The organism is Vibrio sp. Makdt (assembly GCF_027587015.1).
GTDB lineage: Bacteria > Pseudomonadota > Gammaproteobacteria > Enterobacterales > Vibrionaceae > Vibrio > Vibrio chagasii_B.
In genome coordinates this window covers 141,215-153,313 of sequence record NZ_JAPPTH010000009.1, presented here as the reverse complement: position 1 = coordinate 153,313, position 12,099 = coordinate 141,215, and the positions used below count along the sequence as shown (strand labels likewise).

Sequence of the window (12,099 nt, the reverse complement as noted above, 5' to 3'; positions counted from 1 at the left end):
ATGCTTGAGTGGAACTCTGAACACCGTCGATACGAGATGTCGGTTCTTGGATTTAAAGTGCACAGTGTCTTTCAATCGATTAATGACGCTGACCAAAATGTGTTTGGCTATGAGGCGATATGCCGAGTAGAGATGCAAGGTGCAAAGGTAAACGTTAAACGCTTCTATAAAATTCTTGAGGACTTCGGTGAGAAGTCTGAGTTTAGATTTAAGTTTTTCTTGAATATTATGCACTTGAGAAATTTTCGGAACTCGAGCATCTATGGTCGTGATCTGAAGCTGTTTCTCAATGTTACCCCATGCTTTTTTAAGTACTTTTCATACGGGAACGACTTAAACAGCTTATACCTCCCGCTAATTAAGGAGGAGCAGGTAGACTTGAGTCAAATCGTCGTGGAAATTGTCGAGGACTATTGCCCTCTAGCTGACATAGAGAGCTTACATCGAGGTACTGAATACCTTAGAAACATAGGTATTTCGTTCGCACTGGATGACTTTGGCTCCGGCTGGGCGGGTTATAGCCGCATGGCAGTCGTGAAGCCTGACTACCTCAAAGTGAGTCGTGATATGTTGATTGAGTTTGCTATGAGTGGCTCTCAAGACGACAACCTTTTGGAAGAACTGAACACCATTACGACGATACAAGGTATCAAGGTGATTTTTGAGGGGATTGAGAACGTAGACAACTTACGTGCTGCGGCTCAGTATGGGGCCGATTATTATCAGGGTTACTATCTAGACCTTCCCAAGTCGTACCCAGTAAAAGTACAGAAACAAGGTGATACAAAGCCCACTGAGCAGTTTCGGCTAAATGCTTACCTGAGTAAGAAAACAAGAGTAACAAGTAAAAGCGCTTAACTCGCCCCTCGCATAACGATAAGACAGCGTTTAACAATAAGCGATTTATCGATTTCCCTTAACTGAACTGCCTATTATTTTAGTTCACTAACCTCTCGTGTGGGAGGTTAGCTTTTTGCCTAGTGGTATCGATGTGAGTGAGTTGTATTTGAGTTAATTTGGATTGAACGGCTTAGACGCTGGGGGAGGGCTATCAGTATTCTAATCGATGACTACAGCTCGCTTTCTGAATTACTTTTTGAATTGTTTTCTTGGATTAACTGAATCAATTGGCTTTTGCTGTAAGTGCAATAAGCATGGAGAAATCTCTCAACCGCTTCAATTTTAACTTGATTCACTCTGCACGATACATACCCTTCTTTCTGATCAACACCAAGCTTAATGTTGTAAAGCTGCTGCTCTCTATCCACAAAAAGACAAGTCCCTTCACTGGTACAAATACTAACGTTGGCGTTTTCGTTTGAGTTAATCGAAGACCATAAATCATCAAATGATGCTTTGATTGCATCATAGTCTTTACGTTCCGCTACTTCGTCTCTGGTAAGAGACATCATGCAAATCTCGCTCATAGTTTTCCTCTCTATTTATGCCTTATCGTTAATACCTTATCGTCAATAGAAAGTCTCCCAGCATTGTGAGGATGCTGGGAGAATCAATGTCATTCAGTTTAGATAGCGATTTACGCAGCCTTAGCGTCGCTCTTTAGCTGTTCTAGACAGCGTATGAAAGCACGTAGGTTTCGATATACATCAGTTTGGTCATAAAACACGGCAACGTTTTCTAACTCTATCGGGCCTGACACCGCGTTATCTAGCATTAGGTTATCAATCAAGCCAAAGTTTTCTAGCGTCATGCCGATGCCATCCACATAGGTTTGATCGTCTACTTGCTTTGCATTTGGCAGTTGGTCTAGGTTTCGTTTTAAGAAAAGATCCGAGTTATTGCTGTAGGCAAGTACCGTTTTACCTAGCGCTTTACCAAAGCCCATTTCATAGGCTGTACCCACATCGCAGCTCGCGCCTCTGAAAGGCGTCATGTTGGCGATGACGATATCACAGCTCTCAATCAGCTCTTCATTAGCACGGCCAATCTTCAAGCCATTTTGCTGAGGGCTAGGTTCATTCAACTCTAGAATATTGTCGAGTGGGAAAATACCCTCAAAGCCATAAGCTTCACAAATCTTCTTCTTTTGATCACCGATAGAGACAGCGTCACTTAGAAATACTTCTGGTCCTGCTAGATAAATACGTTTCAACGGTTAACTCCTGATTAGCAACAGTGCTTGTGTTTGTGCTGATATTTTTATCTATTGGATTGTTTAAGTAATAACCAAAACTACACGGTTTGCTAACGTGTGGATTTGGTGTGTTTTTAGCTTTATAGTTTAAAAAGTGAATCATTAGTGCTGTTTTGCTTAAGCTCATGATTTAAATATCACTTTGAGGCTGCTTTGTGTTCGTTTAAGGCGAGAATATGACTGAGAGTCTAAAGGGAAGGTGACCTGCTTGAGATGCAGAAAAATCGATAGGCAATAAAAAAGCCCGAGTATGAACTCGGGCTTTGGATATTTTTGTCATCGATGAAGCGATTAGATTGCCTGACGAAGTTGGAAATAGCGTCCTTGTTCGTTCAACAGTGTCTCGTGAGAGCCATGCTCTACAATCTCGCCTTGTTCAATCAGAACGATAGAATCCATTGCTTCCAGACCAATCAAACGGTGCGTAATGAAGATAACCGTCTTGCCTTCAAAATGCCTCTCAAACAGTGCCATGATACTCTGCTCAGTTTGCTTATCTAGGCCTTCTGTAGGCTCATCGAGAAGCAGGATAGGCGCATCATGAAGAATGGCACGTGCAATACCAACACGGCGCTTCTCACCACCAGATAGTTGACGACCACCGTCACCTAACCAGCTATCAAGACCATCGTTCTCCAGCAGCTTTTCTAGGCCAACGTCTTTAAGGATGTTAGCTAGGTGTTCATCGTTGGCATTTGGTTTCGCAATCAACAAGTTGTCGCGTAGGCTGCCATTCAAGATGTCGACACGCTGGCTTACCACACTGATCGATTCACGCAGTTGTGACTCGTTCCATTGTGTCAGTTCAATACCCGCGATAGAGATATAACCTTTTTTAGGATCCCAATAACGAGTAAGAAGCTGAATCAGTGTCGATTTACCAGAACCGGTTTGACCCACAATTGCGACTTTGTTCGTTGCCGGGATCGTTAGGTCGACAGCGTTCAGAACACTGCGCTCAGAGTCAGGGTAGTTGAACGTCACGTTTGAGAACGTAATATCAAGCGGCTTGTTAATGTCTAGCTTCTCTTCCGCGAACTGAACTTCAGGCTCTGACAGAATCACTTCATTCAAGCGACGTGCAGAAGACAGGGTTTGACCTAAATGCTGGAACGCGCCTGCGATTGGCATCAATAGTTCAAAACTTGCCATGGTTGCGAACGCCATTAGCGCGATGAACGGGTCTGGAGCATTACCACCCACGCCGTCAGCCGCTAGCCAAAGCATAAGAACCAGCGTCAAACCATTGAACAACATAAGCGCTGCTGAAGCCATACCGGTAAGGTTAGCGTTCACAAACTGGTTCGCCATCAGCTTCTGTTGGGTTTCTAGAATCGCATTGCGGTAACGCTCTTCTGCACCAAACAGAGTCAGTTCGCTGTAGCCTTCAATCCAATCCAGAGTGGTAACACGAAGGTCTGCTTTGTTTTGTGTTAGCTCACCACCGTTACGTTTACCCAGCTTGTAGAACAAGACAGGCCAAATCAACAGCATGATAAGCAGAATAGAACCTAAGATCAGACCTAGTGAAGTATCAAACCACATCAAGAACAGAGTCAGGAAGAAGATACCAAACACACCAACCGTCACAGGGCTTACTAAGCGCAAGTAAACGTGGTCCATAGCGTCGACATCCGCAACCAAGCGGTTCAGTAGGTCAGCGTCACGAAGGTTTGAGATACGACCTGGGATCAGCGGAGCCAGCTTCTTGAAGAAGAAGATACGCAGGTCTGTCAGTAGTTTAAATGTCGCATTGTGGCTCACAACACGTTCACCCCAACGACCCGCAGTACGGCTCATTGCCAAACCACGAACACCACCGCCTGGCAGCATGTAGTTAAAGGTTTCACGCGCAATCGTCAGGCCTGCAACCGCAGAAGCTGAAATGAACCAACCCGATAGCGTTAACAAGCCAATAGAAGCCGACAGAGTAGCAAAAGCCAATAGCATGCCTAGCGATAGGCCAAACCAATGCTTTTTATAGAGTTTCAGGTAAGGCAGTAAATCACGCATCTAAATTACCCTTATTGTCTTGTTGAGCTAAGTTCGCGTTTAGCATCTCTTCAAATAAACCACCCGCAGTTGAAAGCTGAGAGTAATGACCTTGTTCCACAAGACCACCATCGCGCATAACCATAATGTTATCGACCGATTGAAGAGGAGCCAGTTGGTGCGTCACAAGCAGGGCAGTGCGACTTTCGATGTTGCTGTTGATGCCTTTCATTACTAGCTGCTCACTACGAGTATCTAGGCTGGCAGTAGGTTCATCAAGCAACCAGAATTGACCGTCTTGGATCATTGCACGAGCCAATGCCAAACGCTGAGATTGACCAACAGACAGGCCGCCAGAACGATCAGAAATCATGTAGTCCAAGCCGTGCTCATTAACAAACTCACTAGCGAAAGATTGGTCTAGTGCGTTTTGAACCGTTTGGTCTGTAATATCTTGCTTACCTAGAGTGACGTTGTCACGAATACTGCCGTGAAGCAACAGTGGGTTTTGACCAACCCAGCTGATCGTCTTACGCCAAGATGCCAAGTCTAAATCACGCAGTTCAATACCATTGATTTTCAAGCTTCCTTCATAAGGCATGAAACCAAGAATGGCATTGATCAAACTTGTCTTACCCGCACCACTTGGGCCAACTAATGCCGTTGATTGGCGAGTATTCAGTGCGAACGAGATAGGGCCAACCAGTTGAACACCTTCAGGGCTCAACACTTTTAGATCTTGAGCTTCAATATTGATGCCTTGAGCTGGGTCTAGCTGAGTGTCACCTGATTTAACCTTAGTGATGTCGGTTTCTAGGAACTCAACAATACTCTCGGCTGCGCCAACCGCTTGTTGCTTCGCGTGGTAGAAAGTACCTAAGTCACGCAGAGGTTGGTAAAACTCTGGCGCCAAGATAAGGATAAACAGACCCGCGAATAGCGTAATACCAACGCCGTAGTGGCCGAAGTTAAGCTCGCCGATGTAAGTGAAACCAAAGTAAACCGCCGTCATCGCAATCGAGATAGACGTGAAGAACTCAAGCACAGCAGACGATAAGAAAGCGATCTTCAATACATCCATGGTGCGAGTTCTGAACACCTCAGATGCACCTTTCAATACTTCTGTTTCAGAGCTAGTGCGGTCGAAAAGACGAATGGTTGTCATGGACTGCAAACGGTCGTAAAAGTGACCTGAAAGACGCTGAAGCGCTTTGAAGTTTTTACGGTTTGCGTCTGCGGCTTTCATACCCACCAATGCCATGAACATCGGTACCAGTGGCGCAGTCAGCAAGAAGATAAGGCCGGCTGCCCAGTTTACTGGGAATACCACAACCAAAATAATGAATGGAATCAGTACCGACAAAGACATCTGTGGCAAGTAACGTGAGAAGAAGTCTTGCATGTCTTCAACTTGCTCTAGCAACAGCGTTGCCCACGTACCGGCAGGCTTACCTTTGATGTAAGCAGGGCCGAGTTCGCGTAGCTTGTCTAAAATGAGCTGCCTAATGTAGACACGGATCTGTTCACCACAGCGATAACCTGCGATTTCACGACCCCATGTACAGCCCGCACGGCCAACGACCGATAATGCCAAGCCAGCAAAATGACCAACCAGTTCAGATTTATCGACATTCTCGATGATCAACTGGTGAAGAATAGAGGCGAGAAGCGCTGCTTGAGCAATTAAAAACACACTTGAAAGTACGCCAAGGCTAATCGCAATCATAAGCCAGCGTTTTGCTAACTTACTTTGTTGCTTAAGCCACTTATTCAAGCTGCGTTGTTTTTTCTTATCCATTATGAAGGCTTAATGATAATTATTATTCGTTGAGGGCGGCTAGTATACAAAAGAAAGCCCAGTGGATATACCACTGGGCTTTAGGGATTTACAACAAAATGTGATGACGCCCTGCATCTACTGAGGCGAGAGCACCGATAATCAAATCTGCAATCTCAGATTTACTTATCGTTAATGCCATCTAGGAAGCGTTCAGCATCAAGAGCAGCCATACAACCTGTACCAGCAGAAGTGATTGCTTGGCGGTAGTTGTGGTCCATTACATCACCCGCAGCGAATACGCCTGGGATGCTTGTTTGTGTCGCGTTACCTTCAAGACCAGACTGAACGATGATGTAGTCATCTTTCATATCTACTTGGCCTTTGAAGATTTCAGTGTTCGGTTGGTGACCGATAGCGATGAACGCGCCCATTACGTCGATATCTTCTGTCTTGTCAGACTGAGTATCTTTAATACGAACGCCAGTTACGCCCATATCGTCGCCAAGAACTTCGTCTAGCGTGCGGTCAGTGTGAAGAACAATGTTGCCGTTCTCTACTTTGTCCATTAAACGCTTAACAAGAATCTTTTCAGCGCGGAACGTGTCACGACGGTGAATTAGGTGAACTTCAGACGCGATGTTAGATAGGTAAAGTGCTTCTTCAACTGCAGTGTTACCACCACCAACAACCGCTACTTTCTGGTTGCGGTAGAAGAAACCATCACACGTAGCACAAGCAGAAACGCCGCGGCCTTTGAATGCTTCTTCAGACTCTAAACCTAGGTACTTAGCTGATGCACCCGTTGAGATGATCAACGCATCACACGTGTACTCGCCAGAATCGCCTTTAAGACGGAAAGGGCGGTTTGATAGGTCGACTTCGTTAATGTGGTCGAACAGGATCTCTGTTTCAAAGCGCTCTGCGTGCTCTTTCATGCGATCCATCAATGCTGGGCCTGTTAAACCTTCAGCATCACCCGGCCAGTTTTCCACTTCTGTTGTGGTTGTAAGCTGACCACCTTGCTGCATACCAGTAACCAGAACTGGGTTTAGGTTTGCACGAGCAGCGTAAACTGCAGCTGTATAGCCAGCAGGGCCAGAACCAAGAATCAATAAATTACAGTGCTTTACGTCGCTCATGAGGACTCCGAAATTGAATTTGTTTTAATTTATAATCGCTTAGGATTGTATGGAAAATATGGAGGCAATAAAAGGTTAAACAAGGGCTGAAGTGTAATTAATCGTTATAGTTTAGAACTTAATCGAGACAAACGTTTTCGTGGCTGGAAGATCCGTGAAAGCACTTAAAGGCTTTGGGGTTTTTGAGTGTGAGATTATGGGTGTGTTCGGTCGGCTAGATGAGGTCTTATTCCCTTAATCAACCTCAGCTTTTTATTATTTGAAGTCGACTTAGCATGAGTTTGTATGTTTTGTGTACGTGAGTATTGTTGCGAGTTTTAAACTCATAGTTCGACAGAAACGTTTTAGTGATTTTTGCCTAGCTTAATATCCTTATTCTGAAAAATATTTTATTTGCTTCGCGATAGCGCCCTACTCGGAATAGTGAAGATTGATAGTAAGGGGCGATCACGAACAAGGTAAGGTTTAAGCATATGCCGCGAAGCACATTTTACCTTAGTTATCGAATCGGTGATTCGCTGCTGACTGCACTAAACACTTAATTATTTCTTCAGACTAGATTTATTTCATTACTTGTATATTATCGAAAAGTCTTTTTAGTTTAGGGTGTTATCGTGATTTTATCTGGTTTTTCGTTTTCTGGTTATCGCAGCTTTGGAGGAGAGGAAAAAGCGGTTATTGCTCCACTTCAAAAGATCAATTTCCTAATTGGAGCAAACAACGCTGGCAAATCTAATGTAATGAGAATTGTCAGTGAACATAGTTCACTCTTTGATAAACACCAAACTAATTTTGATGTATTAGATACCCCTCAAATTGGTACGGGCAAGTTTCAGTTTTCAATCGCAGTATCCAAGCAACAAGTTTCTGAACTAGCTAGTGGAATGATCAGGGACAAGTCTTACCATAGTAGAATTCAATACCTAGAGTGGCTATTTAGCACTGATTTATTTGAGCATCTAGAAGGAGAGGAAACCCTAACTTGGTTTAATATTGATAATCTTGGCCCAAATATACATACTTCTTTGGATGAAAAATTAGCTCGCGATTTAACAAAGCCTAGAGGTTTTAGTTGGACAGATTTAAGTGTAAGTATTAATGGGTCACACTATTCAAATGAATTTTCCAACATACCTAATGTACTCGGAAGGCTATCATCGGCAAAGCCAAATATTAGGTTTAACTCAGTAATCATACCTGCTATACGGCAGATAGGTGCAGCTAATACTCAGTTATCGGATCACTCTGATTTTAGTGGGGCTGGGATTATAGAGCGATTACAAAAACTAGAGCGCCCGTCCATTGGAACAAACCAAGAAGACAAGAAGAAATTCGAAAAGATTAATGTATTCTTGCGCTCGGTTCTTGAAAATGATAGCGCCACTCTTGAAATTCCACATGATCGTTCAATGATAATCGTGCACATGGATGGAAAAACACTACCATTAGAGTCATTGGGTACAGGTATTCATGAAGTTGTAATATTAGCCGCGGCTGCCACAATGCTTGAAAACACCGTAGTGTGTATTGAAGAACCAGAACTTCATTTACACCCAATCCTCCAGCGCAAATTAATCAACTACCTAAATACCGCTACAAACAACCAGTATTTCATTACTACGCACTCAGCACACCTGCTTGATGCAACCGAAGCGCAAATTTTCCATGTTTATCTCGAGGATGGGATATCAAAAGTAAATACTGTATCTAACACTCGTGAGCGTTCTGAACTGTGCGCTGAATTAGGGTACAAGGGGTCTGACATTTTGCAGGCCAACTGTGTCATTTGGGTTGAAGGGCCTTCTGATAGAACGTACTTGAATTATTGGATAGCAGCAAAGGCTCCAGATCTTACTGAAGGAATCCACTATTCCATTATGTTTTATGGTGGCCGCCTTGCTAGTCATCTTACAGGCAATGATCCCGAAGAACTTGCAGAGCACGAGGAAGAACTTATTTCACTGAGAAAGCTCAACCGGAATAGCATCATTATGATTGACAGTGATAAATCGGCATCGAGAAAGCACCTTAATGAAACAAAGAAGCGACTACGTGATGAATTTGACAAAGGGCCAGGGTTCGCATGGATAACAGAAGGTAGGGAAGTTGAAAACTACCTCGATGATGATCAGGTTGAAGATAGCGTAAAAGCTGTACATCCACAAACTGCATTATCTTTACTAGCTAAAGGTAAGTGGGCAAATCTACTTGAGTTCAAACACATAACTAAATCACGCAATGGTAAGAAACCCACACCGACTGCAAGCAAAGTTAAAGTTGCCAATCACTATGTAAAGACCCACGTAGCTGATTTGTCAGTTTATGATTTGAATAGAAGAGTAACTCAACTAGTTGAATTTATTGATAAATCAAATGGTATTGAAAGATAACATAAAGCTCAATTGCCAATCCTAAAGTTAGCTTTAAAACAACTCTGGGGTATAAATATGCAAGGAAGAAAGCCTGACATTTGTGAACACATGTCGTTTATCTCGAAGTTACATCCACTTCTATAGCGAACGTAGCTTCATGCTCTCGCTTGTCCGAAACCACTTAGTAAATTCCCTTCGTAACATGTAACTTCAAACATCTTCGACACCAAAAGAACAATCAACTCGTTCCTTTAAAATAAATGAACCATTTGGGGCGGCCGAGTTCCCCCCGAACTCGACCTGTTCCAGACGCGCAAGCAAAGGCGTGTGGATTCTGGCGTACTCATAAATTAACCAATTCCAGTTTGTTGTGTAAATAATCAATAGCTTGGCAACTGATAGGTTGGTCGTATTTCGATGTGCAAAAACATACAAATAAAGTATGCCGAAGTAGGGGGATGAGCCTAGATGCTGCGGCTGACGTATTAGTGGGTAATTGCTGACAAAATAATAAACACAGCGCGCTAGTTAATAATATCGTTAAATTTGATTTTATAGGTGTTTATAACTAGCTAGTGAAGTGTGCTAGTTTTAAGAGTTGGTCATCTTTTATTCTGGTGTTATACACTGCTTTTGATTTTAAACTTGGTTTTACAATCTGAATTATTAATTCTGGCGGGATAAATGATTGTTTATTGTTGATTTGGCAAGATCTTCAAGTATCCTTTTATGTAAACAAAACGTTAAATGTCGAAAGTAAATTAACAATCATTAAGGAGTCGATGATGTTACACGCTCACGAAAACACCCTACATATTACCCATCTCAGTAACCACGCGGTTAAGGAGCTGTCACCTTCTTTCTCTAAGCTACCTAGCACAGAGCACGCAGACGGACAGTACCGATTGAGAAGGTACTCTGTGGTTGAATTCAGTAATGGACAAGTCGTTGAGCTAGACAAACATAACTTCGTTCAGTCTGAAGACATCAATCACTTTCAAGGTGATGTTGTTCGTCAATTCGAGCCAATTGAAGCACCCATTCTAAGCAGCGAAGGCATGCAAGAGATGTGTGAACTGTTTATTGAAACCAACGGGCTTGAAGACGGACAAGAAATTGAAATCCACCAAATTCGTATCGCTGCCATTTTTGAAGAGACACAGGTTGCGCCAGAAGGTGTGCACCAAGATGGCTTCGACCACATCGCGTTAATTGGCGTGAACCGACACAACATTGTTGGTGGCGAGATCATGCTGTACCAAGATTCACATGAAGCACCGTTCTTTAGAAAAGTGCTTGAAGACGGCGAAGTTGCAATGCTTGCAGACAGTAAGCTATGGCACAACGCACAGCCAATTCGCACCATAGACCACGATGAGATGGGTTACATGGATGTGTTTGTTCTAACGGCTAAGGATGCGCGCAATGTCCTTCACTCTTAATGATGTACGCCAGCAGTTCAGTGCGTTAGGCCAATACCACGACGGTAAGCCCGTTACTTTCTTTGATGGCCCGGGTGGCTCTCAGGTTCCTGAGAATGTTCTAGCGTCAATGACAGAATACCTTGGTCACTTTAATTCCAACTTGGGCGGTCACTACTTTTCGAGCCAGAAGACGACAGGCTTGATGCAGCAAGCGCGAGAGTCGGTGCAAGCGTTATTGAATGCTGAATCTTCTGGCAATGTTGTTTTTGGTGCCAACATGACCTCGCTGACATTTCAGCTTAGCCGAGCGATCAGCCGTGATTGGCAAGCTGGCGACGAAGTGATTGTTACTGCGCTAGACCACTACTCGAATGTATCGAGCTGGCAACAAGCAGCAGACGATAAAGGTGCGATTGTTCGTCAAGCTCGTGTTGACGAGTCGGATTGCAGCCTAGACATGGCGCACTTTGAGTCGTTACTGAACGAAAAAACCAAGCTGGTTGCCGTGACGTTTGCTTCAAATACCACTGGCTCGATTGTTGATATGGCGAAAGTTATTGAACTTGCACATCAGCACGGTGCTCAGGTTTATGTTGATGCGGTTCATTATGCGCCACACCATTTGATTGATGTTCAGCAGTTGAACTGTGACTTCTTAGCGTGTTCGGCTTACAAATTTTTTGGCCCTCACGTTGGTATTGCTTACGTGGCGCCTCAATGGCTACATACGTTAAAGCCATATAAGGTTGAGCCTGCCACTAACATCGGGCCTGGACGTTTTGAAACTGGAACGCAGAGTTTTGAAGGCCTCGCGGGCGTGATTGCTGCGGTGGATTATTTGGCACAGTTTGGTGAGCCAACCGACTCATTACGTTCTCGTCTAGAGCAAAGCTACGCGCTTTATAACAAGCATGAAAGCCAGCTGAGCGAGTACTTCCTAAAACGCTTGGGCGATCTAGAAGGGGTTAAACTCTACGGTAAGACGGAATTTGATTCGAACTTAAGAACGCCAACATTCGCCATCACCTTTGATAACCACTCTCCAGAATTTATCGCTAAGAAGCTGGGCGAGCATAATATCTGTGTGTGGAACGGACACTTCTACGCATTAGGTTTAGTGAAGCAGTTAGGTATTGAAGAGCAGGGCGTAGTACGTATTGGTTGCATGCATTACAACTCGATTGAAGAGATCGACTTGCTGTTCAATGTGCTTGAAGGGATCTTGCGAAGTCACTAG

The 12,099-nt window shown here is 43.8% G+C and carries 9 protein-coding genes; 4 read left to right on the top strand and 5 right to left on the bottom strand.

Annotated elements, in window-relative coordinates; genetic code table 11:
- Positions 1–858 (top strand): EAL domain-containing protein, encoded by an 858-nt coding sequence (locus tag OH460_RS13270; protein ID WP_269997747.1) that lies wholly within the window; start codon positions 1–3, stop codon positions 856–858.
- 212 nt (positions 859–1,070) lie between these two features.
- On the opposite strand, the gene OH460_RS13265 is transcribed toward OH460_RS13270, so the two are convergent.
- The 5 genes from OH460_RS13265 to trxB form a co-directional block, all read right to left on the bottom strand.
- Positions 1,071–1,427 (bottom strand): hypothetical protein, encoded by a 357-nt coding sequence (locus OH460_RS13265; RefSeq protein WP_269997746.1) that lies wholly within the window; start codon positions 1,425–1,427, stop codon positions 1,071–1,073.
- A gap of 110 nt (positions 1,428–1,537) precedes the next feature.
- Positions 1,538–2,113, bottom strand: a complete 576-nt coding sequence (locus OH460_RS13260) for a nucleoside 2-deoxyribosyltransferase (RefSeq protein ID WP_171731617.1) — start codon at positions 2,111–2,113, stop codon at positions 1,538–1,540.
- A 333-nt stretch (positions 2,114–2,446) separates the two neighbouring features.
- Complete coding sequence (gene cydC, locus OH460_RS13255; protein WP_269997744.1) at positions 2,447–4,168, bottom strand: heme ABC transporter ATP-binding protein/permease CydC; 1,722 nt, start codon at positions 4,166–4,168, stop codon at positions 2,447–2,449.
- Positions 4,161–5,945, bottom strand: a complete 1,785-nt coding sequence (cydD, locus tag OH460_RS13250) for a heme ABC transporter permease/ATP-binding protein CydD (RefSeq protein ID WP_061032762.1) — start codon at positions 5,943–5,945, stop codon at positions 4,161–4,163. Before cydD ends, cydC begins: the two co-directional genes overlap by 8 nt.
- A 161-nt stretch (positions 5,946–6,106) precedes the next feature.
- Complete coding sequence (gene trxB / locus OH460_RS13245) at positions 6,107–7,066, bottom strand: thioredoxin-disulfide reductase (protein WP_269997742.1); 960 nt, start codon at positions 7,064–7,066, stop codon at positions 6,107–6,109.
- A 614-nt stretch (positions 7,067–7,680) separates the two neighbouring features.
- Here trxB and OH460_RS13240 point away from each other — a divergent pair.
- From OH460_RS13240 to OH460_RS13230, 3 genes are all read left to right on the top strand, one after another.
- On the top strand, positions 7,681–9,456 hold the full coding sequence (locus OH460_RS13240) for an ATP-dependent nuclease (protein ID WP_269997740.1): 1,776 nt from the start codon (positions 7,681–7,683) through the stop codon (positions 9,454–9,456).
- Positions 9,457–10,223: 767 nt separating this feature from the next.
- The gene (locus OH460_RS13235) at positions 10,224–10,880 is read left to right on the top strand and encodes a 2OG-Fe dioxygenase family protein (protein ID WP_102320493.1); all 657 of its coding nucleotides are present in this window, start codon (positions 10,224–10,226) and stop codon (positions 10,878–10,880) included.
- Entirely contained in the window at positions 10,864–12,099 is a 1,236-nt protein-coding gene (locus OH460_RS13230; RefSeq protein ID WP_269997736.1) for a cysteine desulfurase-like protein, read from the top strand. The genes OH460_RS13235 and OH460_RS13230 overlap by 17 nt, the downstream gene beginning before the upstream one ends.